Origin of the sequence: Vibrio sp. F13, from assembly GCF_020806305.2 — a bacterium.
Taxonomy (GTDB): Bacteria; Pseudomonadota; Gammaproteobacteria; order Enterobacterales; family Vibrionaceae; genus Vibrio; species Vibrio crassostreae_C.
Genome location: NZ_CP170177.1, coordinates 98,029 through 119,464 on the forward strand (window position 1 = coordinate 98,029; position 21,436 = coordinate 119,464).

At 40.1% G+C, this 21,436-nt stretch carries 13 protein-coding genes and 8 pseudogenes; 7 read left to right on the top strand and 14 right to left on the bottom strand.

The features are described 5' to 3' along the window. Window positions 1-12: 12 nt before the first annotated feature. The 3 genes and pseudogenes from LMH68_RS23275 to LMH68_RS23285 all read left to right on the top strand — a co-directional run. Window positions 13-504, top strand: a pseudogene (locus LMH68_RS23275) (transposase); the annotation flags it as partial. Window positions 505-753: 249 nt separating this feature from the next. Beyond that, entirely contained in the window at window positions 754-1,242 is a 489-nt protein-coding gene (locus LMH68_RS23280) for a PadR family transcriptional regulator (protein WP_102428398.1), read from the top strand. Window positions 1,243-1,416: 174 nt separating this feature from the next. Beyond that, window positions 1,417-1,596: a hypothetical protein gene (locus LMH68_RS23285; protein ID WP_016800071.1), complete on the top strand. Its 180-nt coding sequence runs from the start codon at window positions 1,417-1,419 to the stop codon at window positions 1,594-1,596. Window positions 1,597-2,197: 601 nt separating this feature from the next. On the opposite strand, the pseudogene LMH68_RS23290 reads toward LMH68_RS23285, so the two are convergent. Beyond that, a pseudogene (locus tag LMH68_RS23290) lies at window positions 2,198-2,347 on the bottom strand (transposase); the annotation flags it as partial. Between the two features lie 960 nt (window positions 2,348-3,307). Between LMH68_RS23290 and LMH68_RS23295 the strand changes: the two are divergent. Continuing rightward, a pseudogene (locus tag LMH68_RS23295) lies at window positions 3,308-3,667 on the top strand (hypothetical protein); the annotation flags it as partial. A gap of 13 nt (window positions 3,668-3,680) precedes the next feature. On the opposite strand, the gene LMH68_RS23300 reads toward LMH68_RS23295, so the two are convergent. From LMH68_RS23300 to LMH68_RS23315, 4 genes and pseudogenes are all read right to left on the bottom strand, one after another. After that, window positions 3,681-3,911, bottom strand: a complete 231-nt coding sequence (locus tag LMH68_RS23300; RefSeq protein WP_016800070.1) for a hypothetical protein — start codon at window positions 3,909-3,911, stop codon at window positions 3,681-3,683. Further along, window positions 3,912-4,277 (bottom strand): type II secretion system pilot lipoprotein GspS-beta, encoded by a 366-nt coding sequence (gene gspS2 / locus LMH68_RS23305; protein WP_016800069.1) that lies wholly within the window; start codon window positions 4,275-4,277, stop codon window positions 3,912-3,914. After that, window positions 4,234-5,359 (bottom strand): annotated as a pseudogene (locus LMH68_RS23310) (alanine/ornithine racemase family PLP-dependent enzyme). The gene gspS2 and the pseudogene LMH68_RS23310 overlap by 44 nt, the downstream one beginning before the upstream one ends. After that, window positions 5,356-6,561, bottom strand: coding sequence for a DUF1611 domain-containing protein (locus LMH68_RS23315; RefSeq protein ID WP_016800067.1), 1,206 nt, complete (start codon window positions 6,559-6,561; stop codon window positions 5,356-5,358). The pseudogene LMH68_RS23310 and the gene LMH68_RS23315 overlap by 4 nt, the downstream one beginning before the upstream one ends. Before the next feature lie 1,086 nt (window positions 6,562-7,647). On the opposite strand from LMH68_RS23315, the gene LMH68_RS23320 reads away from it, so the two are divergent. Continuing rightward, the gene (locus LMH68_RS23320; RefSeq protein ID WP_016800066.1) at window positions 7,648-7,833 is read left to right on the top strand and encodes a hypothetical protein; all 186 of its coding nucleotides are present in this window, start codon (window positions 7,648-7,650) and stop codon (window positions 7,831-7,833) included. Between the two features lie 1,006 nt (window positions 7,834-8,839). Here LMH68_RS23320 and LMH68_RS23325 read toward each other — a convergent pair. From LMH68_RS23325 to LMH68_RS23340, 4 genes and pseudogenes are all read right to left on the bottom strand, one after another. Further along, a pseudogene (locus tag LMH68_RS23325) lies at window positions 8,840-9,076 on the bottom strand (recombinase family protein); the annotation flags it as partial. 91 nt (window positions 9,077-9,167) lie between these two features. Beyond that, window positions 9,168-9,428 (bottom strand): annotated as a pseudogene (locus LMH68_RS23330) (resolvase); the annotation flags it as partial. A gap of 125 nt (window positions 9,429-9,553) precedes the next feature. After that, a complete protein-coding gene (locus LMH68_RS23335; RefSeq protein ID WP_102258280.1) occupies window positions 9,554-10,468 on the bottom strand; it encodes an AAA family ATPase in 915 nt (304 codons plus the stop codon). After that, on the bottom strand, window positions 10,465-11,490 hold the full coding sequence (locus LMH68_RS23340; RefSeq protein ID WP_016800063.1) for a hypothetical protein: 1,026 nt from the start codon (window positions 11,488-11,490) through the stop codon (window positions 10,465-10,467). The genes LMH68_RS23335 and LMH68_RS23340 overlap by 4 nt, the downstream gene beginning before the upstream one ends. Window positions 11,491-14,071: 2,581 nt before the next feature. Here LMH68_RS23340 and LMH68_RS23345 point away from each other — a divergent pair. Further along, window positions 14,072-14,356: pseudogene (locus LMH68_RS23345) on the top strand (IS3 family transposase); the annotation flags it as partial. Between the two features lie 737 nt (window positions 14,357-15,093). Here the strand turns inward: LMH68_RS23345 and LMH68_RS23350 are convergent. Then, window positions 15,094-15,525 (bottom strand): GNAT family N-acetyltransferase, encoded by a 432-nt coding sequence (locus tag LMH68_RS23350; RefSeq protein ID WP_016800061.1) that lies wholly within the window; start codon window positions 15,523-15,525, stop codon window positions 15,094-15,096. 82 nt (window positions 15,526-15,607) lie between these two features. Further along, window positions 15,608-16,951 (bottom strand): opine metallophore biosynthesis dehydrogenase, encoded by a 1,344-nt coding sequence (locus tag LMH68_RS23355; RefSeq protein ID WP_017102562.1) that lies wholly within the window; start codon window positions 16,949-16,951, stop codon window positions 15,608-15,610. 340 nt (window positions 16,952-17,291) lie between these two features. Here LMH68_RS23355 and tnaA point away from each other — a divergent pair, with 340 nt between their 5' ends. After that, the gene (gene tnaA, locus LMH68_RS23360) at window positions 17,292-18,707 is read left to right on the top strand and encodes a tryptophanase (protein WP_029203693.1); all 1,416 of its coding nucleotides are present in this window, start codon (window positions 17,292-17,294) and stop codon (window positions 18,705-18,707) included. Window positions 18,708-18,771: 64 nt separating this feature from the next. Here tnaA and LMH68_RS23365 read toward each other — a convergent pair whose 3' ends face one another. The 3 genes and pseudogenes from LMH68_RS23365 to LMH68_RS23375 form a co-directional block, all read right to left on the bottom strand. Beyond that, on the bottom strand, window positions 18,772-19,401 hold the full coding sequence (locus LMH68_RS23365; RefSeq protein WP_016800058.1) for a winged helix-turn-helix domain-containing protein: 630 nt from the start codon (window positions 19,399-19,401) through the stop codon (window positions 18,772-18,774). Between the two features lie 144 nt (window positions 19,402-19,545). After that, on the bottom strand, window positions 19,546-19,722 hold the full coding sequence (locus LMH68_RS23370; RefSeq protein WP_016800056.1) for a hypothetical protein: 177 nt from the start codon (window positions 19,720-19,722) through the stop codon (window positions 19,546-19,548). Between the two features lie 543 nt (window positions 19,723-20,265). Beyond that, window positions 20,266-20,971 (bottom strand): annotated as a pseudogene (locus LMH68_RS23375) (DDE-type integrase/transposase/recombinase). Between the last annotated feature and the right edge of the window lie 465 nt (window positions 20,972-21,436).

Genomic DNA, 21,436 nt, shown 5'->3' on the forward strand with positions numbered 1-21,436 from the left:
TCACTCTCCTTCTTAGCCTCATGGATTGATGAAGAGACGATAAGCAGGTGGGCGCAAAGCAAACCGAATAAGCGCGGGAGACCACGTCGGTTTAGTGATTTAGCTCTCACGACAGCGCTCATGGTGAAACGCGGCCACTGAGAGCGCTACAAGGATTTATCGACTCGATATTTAGACTTGCCCATGTTCCATTAAGTTGTCCGCATTACACTTGCATCAGTCGTAGAACAAAGCAAGTTGAGGTCTCATTTAAGACTAAAACGAGAGGAGCAATACAGTACCTAGCCATTGATGCTACTGGCCTTAAGGTTTATGGCGAAGTTCTTCCGAACTTACTGAAACAAACACGTCAAAGCACCCTTGAGGTATCTGGTGATGGCGCTTACGACACGAGATCGTGTCACGCTGCTATTAAGATTAAGCGAGCCGTTGCGCTTATTCCCCCCAAGAGAAGGGGCAGCCTTCTGGGAGCGTGGCCATCCTAGAAATCTCGCAATGGGCAGCTAGAAGTTATACGGCTCAAATAAATATTGGAAAGAGCGGTATGGTTACCACAAAGCCTATCAACAACTCAAAATCAAAAAACGGATAATTATTAATTATTAATTACCCTTCAACCTCTTGCGATAGCTGACAAGAAGAAGCATAAAGACGTCAGGTTAATAATCGCCCCAATAATGATGAAAGTCGTTTCACTTAACATCTCAGCGCATTCAAGCCGACCGCATTGTAATAATTGAAGGAACTAAAAAGATGTCACTACGTTACGTCATATTGACGTATTTAAATGAAAACCCCCACTCAGGTTACAGCGTCACCAAAGAAATCAACAAATCCCATTATTGGAGCGCCGTCCTACAGCATACTTATCGAGAGATTAAGGTATTGCACAAAGAAAGATGGATAGAAGCGCATGCGAACTGTGCTTCAAAAGGCAACGCTTTCACTATCACCGAACTTGGTAAACAAGCGCTAATTAACTGGCTATCGACACCGGTGGCCACCTGTCAGCATAGAGATTCGTTTTGTATAAAATTGATGAATCATTCTCTCGCACCAACAGAATTAAGCCGTGAGATAGACCTCAGCATCAAAACCACCCTCACGGTATGTCAATATTACGAACGAACCTTGAAACAACCGCAATTAAACGCTCGTCAAACCCTTATCCTCAAAAAGCGACTCGCAGAAGTTCAATTGAATTTGGATTGGTTCCAAGACATCCAGAAGACCTTGTTTTGAAAACGTCCACTCAAAGCAAAGTCGTTAAAAAAGAAATTGACCACATCGCCAAATACATTACACCTCAAGTTCATTCTGGCCCCGTCAAGCACGCACCCAGAATGAACTTGAAGAGAACGACATCAGCCAAAATATTAAAATAGTGGGATTGATTCATAATAAGGAGAACACCTCATGGACAAAAGAACCGTACCAGCCCATCAGCGCATGGAAATACCGCTTAAACCCAACCACGCCTTACCATATCCAAGTAAAACCGTGCCAGAAAAATTAAAGCAGCAGACCAAAGTTCGTCGCCGCATTGAAGACATCCTTGAAGCCCAAGAATTTGATGCGCTTTGGAAGGATGGGTGAAATAGAAGACAATAAAGCACGGCCGCTTTGTCGCGTAATTCAGTTGAGAGACCATTTTTCACCGTTTGATATGCTTTTTAATCAATACGACAGGTTTCAGGCATCCCAAGCTTCTACAGCGCTTTGAGCATGTCTAAGTTTATGAAAGTAAACGTTTGTGATAACCAGACCGCTGTTTCCAATACTTATTGGAACCGGACACCTCCGGGCAACCAGCCGCGAGATTTCGGGAGGGGGATGAGCTCAAACGCGAGTTTAATCTGAATTGCATAGTAACAAGACCTCGTGTCATAGCGCCATCGCCAGATACCTCTATGAGACTTCGGCGTGTTTATTTGAGTAAGTTCGGGAGCACTTCTCCACCGGTAACATTAGATAAACTTAACTCAGCAGCAAGGATTTCCGGCGTCTTGGTATCGACCGCTAAGTGTAACTTTCGCCATACTCTAAGCTTCCCATCTGAACAAGGTTTTTTACTTCCTACTTACCTTCACCATAAACCTTGATGCCTCTCTACTCAATGGCTAGGCACAGCATTGCGCCTCTTGCTTTTGTTTTAGATGAGATATCTACCTCTTTTGCATGGCGAATGATACTTTTGTTATGTGGGCAGCTCAACGGAACATGAAGCTAGCCTAAATATTGAATCGATAGACCCTTGCAGCGATCTCAATGGCATAGAGAAGACTCGTTTCACCATTAACGCAGTGGTAGTAATAACTAAATCACTGAATCGACGTGACCTACCACGCTGGTTCTGTTTGCTTTACGTCCCCCCACTTATCGCCTCGGGACCTATCAGAGCTAATAGGAACTAATACAGGTAAAGGAGACCTCTTTTTATTTGTACTGCAATTTATCTAACTCATAATTGTCCGTGCGACCTGAAGTCGTATGAAGCGTTGTTCACCACGCAGAGTGAACCATCTGTATCACCAGATGACCCTAAGAGCCTGAATAAAGCAGCGGCTCTGACAACGTAACGAAGCTTGGTCGTTAGGCTGTGCGGGAGCAAAATCGTGAGAGGATGTTCCTCCTGATAACCTCAAAATCGGGTGAGTGCTAGGGAGTCAATATGATGAATGTAATGTGAATCCATTTAAGGCGCGTTATGTGATGAAACAGCGGAAGTGGTTAATACGCTGTAGCCAAAAGGCAACGAGAGTCGGAAAGAGATTGGACAATGCTCTTTCGTGGTCATTGTACTCTCCGCACCATTGTGGGCATCTAAGTTGACATTTTTACGCGACATACGGAACAGGGTAAGCCTGTATACCTCCCTATGGGAAAGCTACCTGTGAAGGTGGCCGATAGGTATGCAGGTAAAGGAGGTTAGAGAAAGCAAATGCCGCTTTGTAATGAAGTGGATACAGATTTTTATCTGGCGCGAAAGCGAGCTGACTTCTAACTGGTCTCCCGTTGCGAAAGAGTTTGAAGAACTTTATTGAAGAAGAAAAGCAAATGATGATTTCGAATGAAATTAGTGCATCTTCTTACAACGAACCGTGGTCTCTCAATTACTGAGTGCTCATTGGCGAGGTATTAAAGCTTCAAGTGCGTATCGCAAAGGTAATTAACACGAAGAGCTAATGTTGCGATCAACTTTTGGTCTCGCTCTAGTCCTATAACGATTTAATTACTGGGTGCTTCACTGTGCCTTTGTGGAGGCTTGAGCCGTATGCAGTGAAAGTTGCACACGGTTCTGAGGAGGGTGGCACCTGGTAACAGGTGCCGTCTATCCGACATTTCCTTTCGGCTTGAAGAGATTTGGCGGATCAAAACCAAACTAGAGATTGATAGTAGTTGGATGTAGCTTGCGTTACTTAACTGAGCCATTCTTGATAACAAACTAAGATCGAGTGATTTTCTCTACTTCCGGGGTTGCGAGGTCTCTTCGCAAAATAGGATATTTAGCCGTGTTAAGCAGATTCAGAGAAAAACAGACCTTGAAGTTCAATTTGAGAAAAAGACAAGAACTCAACAGAGTCTCATGAAATGGATTTTGATGACTTCCAACAGCCAGCAATTTTCTTTTCCAAGCCAAATGCGAAAGCAACAACCGATTAAGTATATACAGGCTTAAATTAAAAGTTGGAATGTTCGATTTTCTTCTTTGATTTGTAGGCTTTCATTGAAATTTTTAAGACAAGTTGTTCTTGTTTCGTTGAAATGAGCTGCTTAGTTAAAGCTTTGTGGTGTAGGTCCGTGATAAAGTTTTTTTCCCAAGGCGTAAGGCGGTCAAACCTTAATAAAATAGTGTCATTTAGTACATTGAACAACTCGTATTGGCTTTTATCCATTCGACTGCTGAGCATTCAATTAGAGCACTTAGCTAGAGAAATGACGTTAAGGCTTTCTACGTTATCATTTTTGCCTAAGGTAATGATTCGATAAGAGACCCCCCTCTCTAATAGTGGTCTTATTTCGATGTTGTCACAAAAACTAACGGCGACTTTTTCTACTAAGCTGTCCATATTCAAAGTTTTCTTTTTTACGAAAATAAGAGTGACACTATTGCCCTCTGACTGAGCATTTACGAGTGTGATTGAGCCTAACTCTTGTGGCAGTTGGCTTGAGATAACCGTCGCTCTATAATCGGCAAGCCCATTAGATTTTATTGGGCTTATCTGACAACCGTTAAGCATGACACTGACGAAGAAAATTACTGTTGTTCGTAGCATTATGCGCTTCTTCTCCCTTTAGGTGCCTTAAAATATTTATGGATATAACGTGAAGACATAGAAGATAAGAGCGCACTGTAATCTAAACTGAATGTGACTTTTTCCCCTACAAGTAGTGGTTTCTGTGAGGATTCAAGGACAAAGTGATCGCTAGTTGAAGACATGATCTTAATCCCATTCGGAGCCTTAAGCCCGCTGACACAAACATCTTGGCGGCCTAATGCCAGAATAGCTTGTGATACCTCCCCTCTATCTTGAAGGTTTTCTTTTTCACCAAAAGCATTTAACCCCCGACTTCCCCAAGGCAAAGTCGGTTTAATCTTGGATTCAATCACTTCAGCGGTCAAAGAAACCGCATCCGTATGTAAGCCTTTGATATTTTCGTGCTCTAAAGGCTCACAGCCTAAAAAAATTGCTTCTCCTATACGAAGGTTATTGACTCGAGTTAAGCCTGTTCTCTGAAGAGCCCAGTTAACTGAAGCAGAATTACCCCCTGAAATAATTTCTAGATTGACCCCAAATGTAGCTTCAATTCCATCGGCAAGATCAGAAAGAATATTCATATTTTGTTCATTTGGAGCGACGCCATACCGACAGGCTAAATTCGCACCAATTCCTTTTATCGTGATGTTCGGTAAAGAAATAATCTCTCGGATAAAATCAATCACGCGATTCGGCATCACACCTTCTCTGAGATCGCCAAGCTCAACCATAATAATGATACCGTGACGGCAATTTTGTTGTTCCGCTGCATGTGAAAGCCTCTGAATTACTTCAACTTCAGAATTTAAACTCATATCACTGTATTTTATTACACTCGCCACTTGACTTAGCATGGGCGTACGTATCAGCATTTTAGGGATAGCAATGCCTGATTCAGTCATCTTTTGAAGGTTTTCCATTCTTGAATCGGCTAACATTGTTGCGCCAGCATCAATAAGAACTTGTGCGATGATAGGGTGGCCGAGGAAGACTTTTGTTACAGGTGTAACGGATATATTTTTTAGTGAGAGCTGAGTGATCAGGTACTGAGCGTTATGGTGAATCTTCCCACAATCAATGTCTAATCTAGGGCAGTTCACCCTTTTGCGGCCAGTTTTCTTGCTATCATAGGGAAGGCTGACGTTACGATGTGCAGTAGATGTTCGACAGGCTGTGATAATGCATCAGTAACCGGTATACCAAATTCGGTAGTGTAGCTGTCTATCGCACGACAGGTTTCATCTAAAGACATATCTTCATGATTCAGTGTTAGTCCAATAACATCGGTATTAGAAAACGTTTCGATAAGATTGATTTCTGAAGCAATCGAAGGCATTGGGCAATCAGGAAAATCACTACGATATAAACGTTTAGGAGCATGTTGCAATATCACACCCGCTGGACAACTGCCACGTAAGATAAATGCGCTGGTTGAAAACGCAGGATGACTCAAGGCTCCTTGCCCTTCAATAATAATCAGGTCCGGATTTTCTTTTTCATAGGCCTGTACAATGACAGATTCCAACTCACCGGCACAAAATTGTGAAGGGACAGCATCGAGTGCAACGCAGTATTGTGCGCCTTGCATAATACCTGTTTGACCAGTGGCAATCAGAACGACGTTAAGGCCTTTTCTAGTCAGTTCATTCGCTAATATTGTTGCTGTTGTTCGTTTTCCTAGCGCGCAATCCGTCCCCATTACAGCAATTCTCGGACATTTAACGTTATGTATTTTCCCGCTAAACGTTTTCAGATCGCCTTTACTTTTGGGTTTGCGAGTATCGAATATTCGAACGTTATTCTTTAAGCTAGCTTCTAAAAATAGAGGATCATCAGTTAGGAATTCATGTAAGCCATTTACGATGTTCATTCCTAGTGACATGGCATTTAAAATGATGCTTTTATCTAAGTCAGATAAAAAACCACTTGATGGCGCAATGCCAAAGATGAAGTAATCAGGAATGCTTTCCGCGTGAATGATAGCTTCTTCAGCATTGGCAAGGATCGGTATTCCATTGGCTTTGTTATCAAGTACTTCTCCAGCATCTAAGCCGGCAGATACACTATCAATAACCGATAGAATACGATAGCTTAATGAATGCCTCACTAGCCCATTAGCGGTTTTACCATCAATTTCACCGAAATTACCTTCGCAATATATAATTGCCGAAGGGATGACAGGTTTCACTTTCTGAGCAAGTGGTAGCCAAGGAGCGATATGAGTTACATTGTAGTTGGTTTTGAAATTTTCAATTCTAGTGAATTTGAAGATGTTTCTTAACTTTTGGGTTGAAATGGACATAATTAAAGCCTGCGGTGAGGCTTAGAAGGGCAACTAAGGAGTGCCGAGATGCGAGTTCGGAAAAGAAAAGAAGTCCCTACTAAGCGGTAGGGATAAAAACCAAGGTAACACACTTACCAGACTATTGTTGGTTAATATTAAGACACTTCTGCGTCTATCACTTTGAAAATTAGCCCTTACTAGAGTGAGTTATCGCCCGAGAATCGACTCAATTAACATCCTAATATCAACACAGATACCTAAACCGTTCAACTTCCTCATCAGTACGTGTTGGCATTGCTTTGATAAGTCTTCCTCTGCGCTTGGGAGCTCGTCTGTTTAGGTTTGGATGCTCTCACTTTTCGATTTTTAGGTTTACTCATAAACTGACCTGATAATATTCCACGAATGACTTCCCCTATCGCCTCAGAAGATAGCGATACTTGCGCATCATTCACATGGGCAAACGAAGCGTTGACGGAATACGCTTATGACCTAACAACTGCGGTGCCATTCATCATTTTTGACAAAAGACCATCTCAGCCCCGTCACCTCTTAAATTAGACAACCCATTAAAAGGAGCAATTTTAGCACCTTAAAACGATTTTAAGCTGCTTTGGCTCTTCCATACTTAAGATGTGTGATTAAGCTATTTTTTACGGTTTTGCTTAATGCCATCACAAGGATTCTCCATACAAGACGCTGCTGAACAGCATACTTAAAAATAGAACGAAGCACATCAAGGTTACGGTTGGCAGCGCCAGCCTAAGTCAACTAAATTCATCAAATCAACGTTGTACATGGTATGAATCAAGGCTACTGACGGGATAGCACACAAACTCTGGCAATAAATGTCTTTTCAAGGCACTCCTTGCTGTCCCTATCGAATCAAATTTCCATGTCGTGCACACCATAAACCATACATGACTCCTTAACCAATTCATCAAATTTATTGCAGGATTATTAGACAAAAAATCCCTTTATACAGAAACCATTTCCAACGTGTTCCAATCTTAGCCGAGTGGTTAACTCGCGCAGCTCAAGAATCTACCTTACCGCCTTTTGACCACTTTTTTCTTAATTCAAAAAGAGTGGCAAGAGTTGAAAATGGCGAGTTGGCTACATGACTGTGGAAAAATCACGACACCCGAAGGTGTGGTCAAAAAAGCAACAAAACTGGAAGCGATTTATAACCGGATCCACGAAGTAAGAATACGCTTCAAGCTTCTTAAACGTGAGGAAGAAATTACGAAATTGAAGTCTTTGGTGCAAGCGTATCCAGTTGGATGGTGAGATCAACTAATAGAAAATTGTGAACAGTTGAATCAATATTTTTAATTTTTAGCTCAGCTTAATTTGGGAGCAGAGTTTATCACACCAACTGAACCTAATATCATCTCACGAATGTGGACTCTAACCTTAAGTAAACAACTCGGTACATCTTCAGAAGAAATGAAGCAGTACACGAAAAAAGATAAATACCCAGCCGAAGCAATATCAGGCGAATAAAGGATAAATGCACAACTTAGGTATTCAGAGCGGCACGTTAACAGAGAAAGAACGGTTTATCATCAACGATCACATTGTTCAAACCATCCATATTTTGGAGTAGCTACCGTTCCCACAACATATTCGAAACTTGGCAAAAATTGCGGGAGGCCACCATGAGAAAATTAATGGTAAGTGTAACCTATGGGCTTAACGGGCTCAGAGATGCCTCTTACCACAAAAGTCATGGCCATTGCCGATCTCTTTGAAGCGTTGACCCTGCTCTGTTCGCTTTTTTTTTAAGTTCGAGGGTTTGTAAACGTCTTACTGATGACTATTTACAGCCTGAGCAAATTGATGAAGTAAATATTAACGATTATTTAACGTGATATCGACGTTAAGAGCCTGTTCCTAGTCGTCATAAAGAGAAGAGGCCGATACGCGAACGTTGTTTCTCTCGTCCTTTCTACTTTCTTCGCAAACGTAATCTTCTCGCATCGGCTCAAAACTTGTTACGCCGTCACAATATATAATCCTGACACCTTAACCTAGATTGTCTTCTAGTCTTATGGAGTCGGTAGATTCGAAATCCTTAACGAGCACCTCATGTACCTAAACCGCCTTTACGGTGGAGTCAAAATCGGTCGAATTCACCTAGATATGTCTCGGCGGATCTTGTGGGACAAACTGTCATGCGGCCTCCTAAAAACTGCATCGAACATAAAAACAAAACCCAGTACACTTAAACGTCCCCTCAACCGTTTTCATGAAACGTAAAGCTGGAAAAAACAAGCCCTATTTTCGTGCCAACCCCCTCATTACAGCGCTGCAAGATGTGTTTTCTTTCCATCTTGGTGGTGTAAATGATCCGGCCTACATAGCTATTGAGCTCCAAATAGCACAAATCATGAAAAACCAAACCGGCTTTCTTTTGCGCGAGCTGAGCGGTAATTTGCAATGCATCGATGGTATTACGCGCCATTCAATCGACTTTGGTAACGTGAATAATGTCCCCTTCCCTCGCAAAGCCCAACAACTGGTTTAGCTGTTAAATTTGAACGTCGGACGTTTAGTCTTGGGTACTGACACGGACATAGACAATTTTCATGAAATAAGCCTAGAGTAAAACCAAATTTGGCGCCTAGTACTGTTGCCATTATCCGACACAGCATTGAACCATCCAGTTGCAAATTCTGATTAGCAATATAGACGATGATTTTATTTTCCATGCTCACTTAGAGTGCTTTGAGCACTTGTGAGGTAAGACGTGCAATACGGCTGACTTCTACAAACACCAAATTACCTATCCCAACCTTTTTGGTAGAGTCATAGAGCCCGTGCTTTTAGTTTGCTACATATTGGTTGTCTGAAGAGACTCCTAAATATGCGTAGTTCACCATGTTTTCACCTTAAATAAGATTATCTAAGGTAGACAAAAAAGTGAACGGATATAAGAAAGTGCGAACAGAGTCAGACAAAAAGACAGCACCGAAATTCGGTGCTTTTTGAAAATGTGAGAGCTAGCTTACAAAACGTCTCTGAGGTTTTTACGCTCTTCAATTTCTTCTTGTTCCGGGATAGTTCCAGGCAGCGTAATTTTTTTTGGATTTTGCTTAATACTTTGCACCGATCGAACAGACTTAGACGTCTTGGATTTCAAACTGAATACCTGTGGATTAATCGTAAGGTTTTGTCTTACTTCAACCGCAAACTCTTGATTTTCATTTTCAGGTAAATAATTACTCTTAAGGTACTTAATCGACAGGAAATCCTTGTTTCTCTTTAACGTAAATAAGCACTTTGTTAATCGCATTATCGACGTTAAACCAGCCCCAGATGCCATGGTAATTTCTTGATTACCACGAATTTCCTCTTTATTCACATGATGAACAAGCAATAAACTAGCGCCTGATTCACTGGCAAGGCTTTGGAAGACATTTTTGATTAAGCGATCGTGTTTGACTTCCTCACAACGGCCTATTGACTCAGTCACGGTGTCTACTATCACTAAATCGAATTCAGAGAAAATTTGTTTGAGTTGTTCTAAATACTGCTTATGTTCTACTTTTTCTTGTGCAGAGCTGTCGGGCGGGAGCACTATCGGTTCAATGTCCGTTAAAAAATGTAGATTTTTTTTTAGCTCTGACTTAATGGTGGCAGTGCAATTAACCAGCTTTTCTTTCATTCGAGATTGAATCACGCCAGCCCCGTCTTCTGAACTCAGTACCAAGGTTTTAGCCGGTTTGTCGGCCGCGCTCATCCCTAGTAAAGACATTGAAGAAGCGTGTTCCATCGCAATACAAAGTGCAAGGTGAGATTTACCGACATTCGGTGCGGCAATCAACATACCTACATGCCCTTTGAGTAAGCCTTTTATACTGAACTCTAGGCTTTGGCTCGCAGGTGAAGACATCAAGCTATCAAGAGATTGAGTAATCATGATTTACCCTCCCCAATATAAAAGATCTGTATACCATTACCAACATCGCGAAATTGAAGACTAAAATCTTTTTCAATTTGCACGGCATTGGCCAACAAATCTTTTCTTAGATCGCTACGGAAGCTATGGCTGACTTTAGAAGCAATAGACTGAATGTAACTATCGAGCGCCCATTCAAACTTTTTGTTATGTAAAAATTCTGCTTTGTGCGTGGTAATGTATTTTAAGAATGAGCGAACTGACGGTTTACTATAGTTGGTCATTTTGTGTTGTTCTAATCGATAATAGTAACCATGGTCGCGTATCGCTTGTAGCAAGCGCATGTCTGGCACTAAGAATACATGGTTAGTTAGATTCTTACTGTTTTTACGGCCGGTTTTGAATTTACTTCGATCACAATAGAAACGGTAATCTTGCACAAATTCTAAGGGCTTTTTGCCTACAACGTTCTGTTCTTCATCGAGTTCATTAATCACCAAATGAGCCGTTGCCAATTGAGTAATACGACGCTCAATTTGATCGTAGTTCGGACGAGTTGTCGCCATTCCCATTCGGGTTGCTAGCTCATACATACTCATCGATAAAACGGTTGCATCCCGGTCAATAAAAGAGTCGAAACCATCTTGTTGAGTGTCAGAAATATCACCATCAGAAATGGTTTGATATACTTGGGACCAATTTAAACGAGATCCCGCTTCATAAGAAGCATCGTCGAGTTGAATAGTTTGAGCATAGGCCAGCATAGTCTCGAGGATATCGCGATGAGGTTGTAGGAGATAATCTACATGTAGATCAACCCTGAAGCTTTTCCCATAGCTATTAATATTAACACTCTCTAATGGGTGATTTGGATCTGTACCACCACTCTGAGCAATTTGAATCAATTTTGACTGCATCGTTGAAGTCAAACGAGAAGCAGGATGAAAAATAGTTGCTCGAGAGAACAGAATCGATGAGATAAACCGATTTTTTCGGTCTTCTTCATTAATAACCGTCAGGCTAGAGTTGGATGATAAGGTCATGATCATTACCTAAGAATGAGATAGTATCATTTTAACAGATAACCTTACTTAACTCATCAACTTCGGTAGATGTCTATATTATTTCGGTAAATATCTATAGCTCGTCACATAAATTATGTATAAATATCGGTAAATAACTACTTGTTTCGGTAAATGTTTAGTTACTTCACAATGATCAAACTATGTATTTAATTCATAATTTATCTAATGTTTTGATCGTTTTATAACCAATTTAGGTTAATTATCATAAGTTAACTTAAATTAATGATCTTACCTTCCTTTTAGATCGGCTAATGTTAATACTAAAAAATCTTATTTCGGTAAATGTTTATATGTATGATCGTTTAATATCAATATAAAATCGGTAGATGTTGATATTGAATCGGTAGATGTTGATATTGAATCGGTAGATGTTGATACATTTAGATGAACTCTAAGAAACTAGAAACTTTAGGATCTAGTTTCAAGATATACCAACTTCACTTAGGCTCAGTCGGTAACCCAACAACTAACATCAAATCTCGAGAGATTTTTGATGTTAGTTGTTGGGTAAATGTTAGTTATCTAATGATTTTATGTCTTACTTTTAATGTTTAGCTATATTTTTTACCAATTGCATGTAATTGATAAACGGGTTGGGTTTGTAGTGGTCTAATGATCTTAGGTACTAAACTAGGTGGTTAATCGCTACTATTAATACGGGCTCTTATGGTGAAGATCTTTTCGTTTTTTAGATCATCCCAGGCTGTAAATCAGTTTCATGCATTACTCGTCACTGCGCCTGACTGAATTAAACGAGCTTGCTATGTCTCCTCGACTTTTTATGCAGTCAAACCTATTTATCATTTAAATCTACTTACGAAAAGTTTCTCTCATGCGAACTAAAGAAAGAGCTTCAACATTAATGGAACACTTTGGTGTGGATCATGTGTAGCTGCGATATTGTTGGTTACAGCATGTGCTAATCTACAGAGGTTAGACAAAGAGTCTGCATTTACCTAACCTCTTTGAAGTGAGTTCGTTACAAACTTCATCAGGAAAGACATCCTGACACTGATGACAGTAGTTTTGATAGAATGAGAAGTGATCCTAAGACAAAACTATATGTAGCGAAGAGAAGCAGAGGGACTTTCGATAAGAGAAACACAAAGATTTTTGAAACGCTATATCGTTTGTAAATTTCCCTCCATTATATTGAAAGATTTTTCAGTTATGATGTAAGTATTGACATGGGATCGTCAATGCTCCCATGGAGAAGTTATTCATAAATTTGAAAATCGAGTGGACACAAGCTCAGTCGCTATTACCTGATGAGCTACTACAATCGGCAATAGCCTCCTCAAGCAAATGATGAGGCCTATAGATTTAGGATTGGACAAAGGTTGATTCGTGTTGTGATGAGTTGTGTGTGTTGAGCGCTGATTATATTAATGACAGTGGGATTAATTTGCCTTGGGAAGAACCTTAAGTGCCAACGCCAGAAATCAAATATTACGAACTCTCGAATTTCAAAGGTTAAGTCAATAATTATAATTTACCGCCCCTTTCTCTCACTCTTGGATAGAAATTGGCTTCAGAGGCTATTTCTACTGTCGTCCCTGAGAAGATTAACTTTAAAATCGACTTAAACTTTGTTGCGTGAATGAAATCCAACTTTGACGAATGTGTTCCTGAAGCTTGCTCTGAAATTACTGAGTATTAAATTGAAATTGTCGGTAGGTGCTGTTCCACTCCACAACCGAACAAGCTCGCGAACGTTGTAGGAATACCAATGTCATGCAACCACGCTAACTTTGTAGCAATCTTTATCAACCCTTAGATGGGAAATTACGTTTATCGCTTAATGGGGCTTTATCTTTCTTTAGAGGCAAGAGTATAGTGGTCCAATAAAATTGGTCACGGTTTTCAAGACAATCAATCGTTCTGAGCCAATGGGTGTCAGAACATCATTATACTGATATGGCCTAAGTTGGCTGGAATATCTAATTATGTATTGGATGATTTTTTGAGTCTCTGCAAAGCTGCGATAATTTATTGCGGGAATCTACTTAGTATTTAAGCTTCTAAAAAACGTTCGATTGTCACCTACTCCCTGCAATTTTTTCGTCGAGATAAGTTTTTTATCTGGAAGCACCGCAGTAATTGATGATACTTTCCACTTATTTAGTGACAGCCTTGGCCGCTGCGGTCCATGATATTTTTAGGTTTCCGACGAGCTTGTAAGCCATCGATAAACTTTATCTCTTGTCCGACTGTTAAACCATCAGCAGAGTCGTGGTTTTTTTAATATTTTCCCCGTCTTGAAATGTGTTTATACATTGAGGACTAATTATGACCATCCCAAATAAACACTACGTTAAGTGCACTCAGCGAGATTACATACTAGGCTTTAAATACAGGTTGTGGATACCATTGAAAAAGGAGAAATGGATTATTTAGTCAGTTCAAGGAAGAGCACGATGCCGAAATCACCGAGGGCGGCAAGAAGCCTTCGAAAAGAAAGTAAGCGTAATTAGGGCTTGTTCGTTACGCGATATTTATCTTTAATGTGTATATCAGAGAGAAAAATTGTCAAGGTGAGCTTGCACTAAGGCGCTTCATGTCTCGACTAGGAACTCACAAGCTTCACTTCTCTTACTAAAACCTCAATTGATAGCTAAAGGAATAAAGCTGGGCCGCGATGTTTAGTTTAACTACCTTCAAGAAGAGCGGTTGCTGGTTAAGCCAAAATGGAGCTACACCAAAACAATGAAAAAGGCATTGAATGAAAAAGCATCCGAATTTGGTAAAATAAATGTTTTCTTCAAAGGTAGAGGAGTTTTTGGTGAGCTACATGACTTATGTTCAATCTGATGAGGGCGTTCATTAGTTGTCATTGTCAACGGACGCCTTCATTCGTAAGATGAACAGGCCAAATAATATGTATGAAAAAACAAAAAATTCCGTTACAGGCTTGCTAAAAATCGTCAACCTATTTAAGACGAGATACCTTCTTTTAAAATTCACGAATTTCTAGTTGTCCAGATGTCATAGGTGAGGCATTAGGGCTTTCTCTCGTAGATCTGTCTAGCGAATAGCAGAACACCGCTTAGCTTTAATTTCGATGTTTGAAGCCACATATGCCAAGCAGATGAACTGTTCTCTTCTAATACTCTCCTACCCTGCCCTCCTACCAGTATCCAAGCACAATGTAGTGTCTCAGTCACACCTTAATTACCGGTGTGATTTACGCTGTGGTATCGACGTTTCATGTTGCTATTTTTTTCTGGTGCAACCGACATATAAAAAATCGAGGTCCAAACTCCTTGGTTACTCGCTGTCTCGCCTTTACTTTGGTTTGGGATAACCAGGGGGCTTGGGGCAATTTATAACTGGTGACCGATTGAATACGTTATTTTAGCTTGGGTCGTAGTGGTGTGTGTTGTCTTGTCTTTTCGCAACTCACTGGCAATATTAGTTTCGCCCTTTTCTTTTTGATTGGGTATCAAGAAGGTTTGATGGGCTTTTATAGAAAAACAGCTTTAGATTGATTTGATTGTGGGAAAATTTGTCAATGCTCAGCCTGAGCATTGACAAATTTCATGGTTTTTTGAAAGATAATGATTAGTGTGCTGATTTGTATTTTTTCCAATAATCAAAGCTGTTGAGTAGGGCAAGCTCAATACCTTGTTCATGGTATTTATACGACACATAAAATCGTTCGATGTAAGCGTAGAAAGATGGGAGACGTTGTTGGAGAGCCGGCCTTTTTTTAGGAGGATGGACACTAACCATTAGGTAACCTATGACTTGTTTATTCTTTTTTGTTTCAGCGACAAAAAAATAGATATTTTTATTGTTTAGCTTCTCCTTCATCATTGATTCCGTAAAAACTAGATCAATGATTCTGATTTTACTGAAATTGTAATCACTTAAGCTGTATTCGTTCTGCTCTCTCTTGTAATGGCTAATTTTACTGTGGCTGCCTGTTAGTTGCTCGTGACACAGAGCATTGATAGAGGATATGTCGTTGAGCGTCGCTTTTCTTATTAACACCTTAATCTCCTTTTTCCTGTTATCTTTTTGAAGCAAAACGCTAAAATGCGAATTAAAAGATATGTGTGTCCCCTAGTAATTACTAGGGGCTAATAGATGGGGTTGCATATTCGTAATATTCTTTTGCGCGTTGTTTTAAAGCCTGGATTAGCGTATTTGGTAGGTTTCTTTCTTTTATCCAATTTTCAAACACTTCTATTGAGGGAAATGTGACAGAAGAGATTAGGCTTGAGCTTTGAACTAAGTGGTTAAGCCAATAAAGGGTCTGTAGGTCTTCTAGAGGAGTTCTGGGGAGTAGTAGTCTTCCTTTTCTAACTTTTCCTTTGATATAAGGTTTGGCTGAAACCTCAAAGGTTTTACCTTTTGAAAACGGGTCTGGGTCTATCAGGATTGTGCTATATCGTATGTAGAGTAGATATTCCTGCTCTATCTCATCAAGCTCGTTGAAAGAGACTATTTTGTCCTTGGGGATAGTCTTTTCATGTACTCGGTGATGTTCATCATTTAGCAACTGCAGTAGATTAATCGGTTGAGCTGAGTAATGTTCAAGTAGGCGAGAAACTGATTTCCAGTGCAGTAGTAAATCCCTAATCGAACTCATGGTGATTGGCCCTTCTGGGTACAGTTTATACATGTACTTAACTTCGTCTTCCTTAGATAAAATGTGATCTAATGAAAACGTATTGATAATAAAAGCAGGGTGTACATAAGTAGCAATGTTTCTGCCTTCCACACTGAACGAGTTATCTAAAGGGATGACTTGAACATCAATTTTTTCTAAAGCGTTTCGCAAGGCGCTCAATAAACCATCATTGGATTTAGACTGGTAAATATAAACTCGTTTTTTTACTGTTTTGGTTCTGACCGTGAGGACCCTATTTTTGTCCGTCGGGTTAGAAGTAAAATAAGACGTCGCAAAGTAGCTAGAGAAGAGCATTATATTTGGAGAGGCTCCTTTCTTTTTTAACATTCCTTCTAAAATAAGACACCCACCGAGCATTGAGGACATAAGAATGATTTGTTTTAAGTTCTTTAATAAAATTTCAGAAAAGGAAGACAACACATCACAATAGGCGTGAGCTGGAGTGGCTAAAACTAACGTATCCCAAGAGGAGGGAAGGGGAGAGAGCTCTGTATAAAGTTCATTAAACTTAACTAATCCGACTAGTGTCGCTAATTGTGGTTCATTCACCTCACAACAAACAACGTATCCGTGTTGTTTGATTAATCTTTGCCTATTTTCCCACTGAGGGGAGCTTTTGCCGATGAGGGCTATTTTTTGACTAAGAGGAGCCATAATTTGGCTAGTTTGAATGCCGACCGGCCCCGCTCCAGCAACCAATGTGTTCCCTAGTATCATAATGGGCTCTCCATATTTCCATTTTCCTTCTAATTTATATGCTCTAGGTATATTTTTCATTCTCATACCACTACTTTTATAGTGCTACTTTCTAAGTCCATTGTTTATTTAATTATCTTTATTAATTAAAAAAACGGTGATGTCATTTGGTCAGGTTTTCTCATGGCTATGATGCTTTTTTAGAGGGCTTTTAGGTGTTGTTAATATGTTTATTAATATTTAATTTACGCTGAAATTAATACCAAATTTTATTTATTTGATTAATCTTTATTTAAGTTGGGAAGGAGAGGTTTGGGTGTCCGAATAATGGGCTTCTTTAGTTATTTCTAACCAACTTACCCTTAATCGTTGGAAAATGTTTGGAGAGAACCCTATGTCAGCAATTAGCAACAATCAAGAACAGCCTATGGATTCACACTATTTGCCGGAGCCGTATCGAATCCGGGTTATTGAACCAGTTAAAAGAACAACAGAACAAGAGCGAGAGCTGGCGTTAATGAAAGCGGGGTACAATCCTTTTTTGTTAGATAGCGATAAAGTGTTTATCGATTTACTGACCGATAGTGGCACCGGGGCAGTAACGCAGGCCATGCAATCCGCAATGTTGAGAGGTGATGAAGCGTACAGCGGCAGTCGAAGCTATCGGACGCTTAGCCAAACGGTAAAAGATATATTTGGCTATCAGTTTACTATCCCTACACACCAAGGACGTGGCGCTGAACAGTTGTATGTACCTGCCTTGATCAATAAGCGTGAACGAGATAAGGGGCTAGAACGAGAAAAGATGGCCGCATTTTCAAATTACTTTTTTGATACCACTCAAGGGCACACTCAAAAAAATAACTGTCGTGTGATGAATGTGCCTTCTCGTGATGCCTTTAATACTGAAGTTAAGAGAGATTTTAAAGGCAATTTTGACTTGAAAGCGCTCGCGTCTGGCATTGAAGAGATCGGGGCTAAAAATGTGCCCTATATTGTGAGTACGATTACTTGCAATTCTGCAGGTGGTCAGCCAGTTTCTCTTGCCAATTTGAAGGCTGTTTATGAGTTAGCGCAGTTTTATGATATTCCCGTAGTTATGGACTGTGCACGGTTTGCAGAGAACGCCTATTTTGTAAAGCAACGCGAAGAGGGATATGCTGAATGGAGCATTCAAGAGATAACTAGCGAAGCTTTTAAATATGCCGATATCTTTGCTATGTCAGCGAAAAAAGATGCGATGGTTCCTATTGGGGGATTGCTTGCTTTCAAAGATGAAAGCTTGTTAGATGTTCAATTAGAATGCAAAACATTATGCGTGCTATTGGAAGGCTTTCCAACCTATGGCGGGCTTGAAGGCGGTGCTATGGAGCGCCTAGCTGTCGGACTCTATGATGGGATGGAAGAAGATTGGTTAGCTTCCCGTCTTCAGCAAGTTGAATATTTAGTAAATGGTCTTGAAGCGTTAGGGGTTCGTTGCCAGCAAGCTGGCGGTCATGCTGCATTTATTGACGCAGGTGTGCTCTTACCTCATATTCCGCCGGAACAATTCCCTGGGCATGCTTTATCTTGTGAGCTTTATAAAGTGGCGGGTATTCGTGGGGCTGAAATAGGGTCCTTATTGCAAGGGTGTGACCTTGAAACTGGTGAACAACTGCCTTGTCCAGCGGAACTGTTGCGTTTAGCCATTCCCAGAGCAACCTATACGCAAGCTCACCTTGATTACATTATTGCTGCTTTTAAAGAAGTGAAAAAACGCGCCTCATCTATTTCAGGTTTGAAGTTTACTTATGAACCTAAAGTATTGAGACATTTTAACGCTACGTTAGAACCTGCACTCTAAGTTGTACCCCCCTTTGCTGTGAATAAGGGGGGATTTAGTTATTAATAACTAAATTGACGAGGTGTTAGGGGTTTATTGAAGGTTTTTTGCTTGCCTGAACTTGGGAAGAGGCGAGGATTAATTTCAGTTCATCCTTTTTTGTTAAACAGATTTGGCTTGATTGATTATTAAGGTTCACGTTAACAACTTCAAGTTCGTATCGAAAATAGAAATAACTGATTAGTAGGACCGCGAGGGTTGTTGAAGATAAGCCGATGAAAGTCCATTGGTATAATTTTAGATGATTGGTTGCTTTTTTGAGAGGACACGAAAACTTAGAGTGACGTGGTAACTTTATATCTCTCGGCGGGTCTAGTGAGGTTTCAAATTCAGGAATATGAATCTTGTAACCTTTTCTTGGGATGTTGACGATTTTGATGCTATCAAGGTCTAGAACTTTTCTTAGGTTAGTTATCGCGACTGGTAAAGAGTTAGGCCCGATGATATCTGGGCTCCCCCAAGCGGCAATAATTAACTCTTCTTTGGTTGAAATGAGTTGTTCTTTCTTAATCAGAGTTTCAAGGATACAGCTTTCAGGTAGGGTAATTGAAAATGACTTTTGATTGCTAAGCATCAATTGAGCCCCTGATTCATCCCTGTGTAATATACAATTACCTATAGGTAATTGTAGGTTTTCGAGATGCGCTTTTAACATAGTGTTTCTCCATATTTCTAGAGAGCGATGGTTAAGACAGTTAGTTTTTCTAGTGCTTTATATAATGGCTCATTTTTTGAATACTATTTGCAAAATTTTGAATAAATTTGAAGTTAAACGAAATATTAGTTAAGGCGTTTTGTTTCATATGAAGCTAAAGGTCAGCTCTTTTCCTCCTTTGTCGTTTAGGTAAAACTGCATCCAACGCCAGTCCTTCTCCTTACAGGCCTTAAAAGTGCAGTGGATATTTTTTCCTTTAACAATATCGTTATCGCAGAAATCTATAAATGATTGAAAAGAGCGGCAGATCAGTGTTTCCATATTAGTAGTCCTTTTGAAAATTTATTCATATACACATCTCTAATTTATCTGTGTAGATGAATGAATTTTAATAAAAAATGATTATTAATAATTTTAGATTACCCATTTGGCAATGGCTAAAATTTAGGCCATTCCTCATAGGATTTTTTTGATAATTTATAAATAAATTATCAAAAAAATCATCTATTTATAGTGATATTTTAGTTTTTTAAAACTGGGGTTTTGGAGGGTTAAACAACAATAAATTTTTGACTAATACTCTCATTCTTCCTGTTTTATATAGTTGCTTCTTCTCTGTCTACGAGATCCCTTGAGCCTGTTATTTTGCTTTTATTCCTCAATTCGTTACGAAAGAATCGGAACTCTTAATCGAGCTGCAGCTATTCATTTTTTGGTGTACTTACTAATCTAATGTTTAGTAGTACAGATTTCATTGCGTTTTGGGGGCGTCTAGCTTGAACTTGGGTCACTAAAAAATAAAATAGGTTAGCTTATGGTCTTTGATGGTCGGCGGAATATTGATTGTTCTAGGGGGTGTAGTGGTCAAAAGTACAGGACACTGGCTGAAGGGCCATTAACTGGTGACAACCCATCATTTTCTTGAGGGCGTTGCCGATTGTAAGGACTCATCAGGTAATAGCCGTTGTCTTTCTTGTCCTGAGCTTGTTCCAGGTAGCTTGTTTCTGGTACCCACTCGGCTTTCAAGCTTCTAAATAACCTTCTATGGGAGTGTTTTCCCAACAATTACCACGAAGGCTCATGCTTTGAGTTGTCCTGGCATCCTTGATATTAATAGAACATCATGTTCTTCGCCGCCCCCGTTTCTTCTAAGCCAGCCCTAAAGTTTTAGATGCTAATTCAGCATTGGACTTATCTGCTAAAGGCCAGCCCACAACGCGTCGACTAAATAGGTCAAGCACTACTGCTAAGTAGGCCCACTTCGAACCAGACCTAAGATAAGTAATATCGCCGCACCAAACACTATTTGGAGTACGGATTTTTCTCGTTCTAATCGGTTAATATGGGCTTCTAACTCTTGGATTTTCTTTTACTCAGACGTGAGGGCTTTGGTCGTTGGAGTAACCCCACCTTGCTCAATTTTGAGTTATTCGACCCAGTGTCGTAAAGCTGTTTCACGTATTCCATAGAGCTAGCTGCTTCAGGGATGGAGTCCCCTTGGTCAAGAACCAAGCTTGCAGCATATATTTTTGAATTCAGTAGAAAATGTACGTCTTTGTCGTTTTGCCATTGAACCCCTCATTTATGAGGTCCGGGATCAGGATGCCACTACAGGAGAGAGCCTTTTGGACGTGAGAAGAATTAAGCCTTATCATTATTTATTAATAATAAATTAATGGTCTTTATATTTGGCTAAGATAATAATTCGATTGTTAGGTTCACCTAGAATCAAACACTCTGCACTTAGCCAATTTTTGGGTTATAAGGATGAAGTTACCCTAGGTCAAATAGAATAAGGAAGGAAGTTTCCCAAGCCAACTTGTTCTTGATGGTTTAGTCGCTTGTAGTCATCCTATTTTTTCGATTTGGCGATAGAGGGAGGTGACAAACAAGTGGTTAATTAAAATGATGGAGGTACTTCATCGGCGGGGGGGGGGGTAGAGTTTGACGAGGCCAAACTCATTGTAGGGCTTAGTTTTTACTGATTTGGAGACCATTTTCTTTGCATCATCAGTGAGTATTCTATCTTTAGTCT

Bases quoted from the DNA above. Each gene is read 5' to 3' on its own strand.
- LMH68_RS23280 (WP_102428398.1), top strand. From the start codon at position 754: ATGTCACTACGTTACGTCATATTGACGTATTTAAATGAAAACCCCCAC.
- LMH68_RS23285 (WP_016800071.1), top strand. From the start codon at position 1,417: ATGGACAAAAGAACCGTACCAGCCCATCAGCGCATGGAAATACCGCTT.
- LMH68_RS23300 (WP_016800070.1), bottom strand. From the start codon at position 3,911: ATGCTCAGCAGTCGAATGGATAAAAGCCAATACGAGTTGTTCAATGTA.
- gspS2 (WP_016800069.1), bottom strand. From the start codon at position 4,277: ATGCTACGAACAACAGTAATTTTCTTCGTCAGTGTCATGCTTAACGGT.
- LMH68_RS23315 (WP_016800067.1), bottom strand. From the start codon at position 6,561: ATGTCCATTTCAACCCAAAAGTTAAGAAACATCTTCAAATTCACTAGA.
- LMH68_RS23320 (WP_016800066.1), top strand. From the start codon at position 7,648: ATGGCGAGTTGGCTACATGACTGTGGAAAAATCACGACACCCGAAGGT.
- LMH68_RS23335 (WP_102258280.1), bottom strand. From the start codon at position 10,468: ATGATTACTCAATCTCTTGATAGCTTGATGTCTTCACCTGCGAGCCAA.
- LMH68_RS23340 (WP_016800063.1), bottom strand. From the start codon at position 11,490: ATGACCTTATCATCCAACTCTAGCCTGACGGTTATTAATGAAGAAGAC.
- LMH68_RS23355 (WP_017102562.1), bottom strand. From the start codon at position 16,951: ATGAGAATGAAAAATATACCTAGAGCATATAAATTAGAAGGAAAATGG.
- tnaA (WP_029203693.1), top strand. From the start codon at position 17,292: ATGGATTCACACTATTTGCCGGAGCCGTATCGAATCCGGGTTATTGAA.
- LMH68_RS23365 (WP_016800058.1), bottom strand. From the start codon at position 19,401: ATGTTAAAAGCGCATCTCGAAAACCTACAATTACCTATAGGTAATTGT.
- LMH68_RS23370 (WP_016800056.1), bottom strand. From the start codon at position 19,722: ATGGAAACACTGATCTGCCGCTCTTTTCAATCATTTATAGATTTCTGC.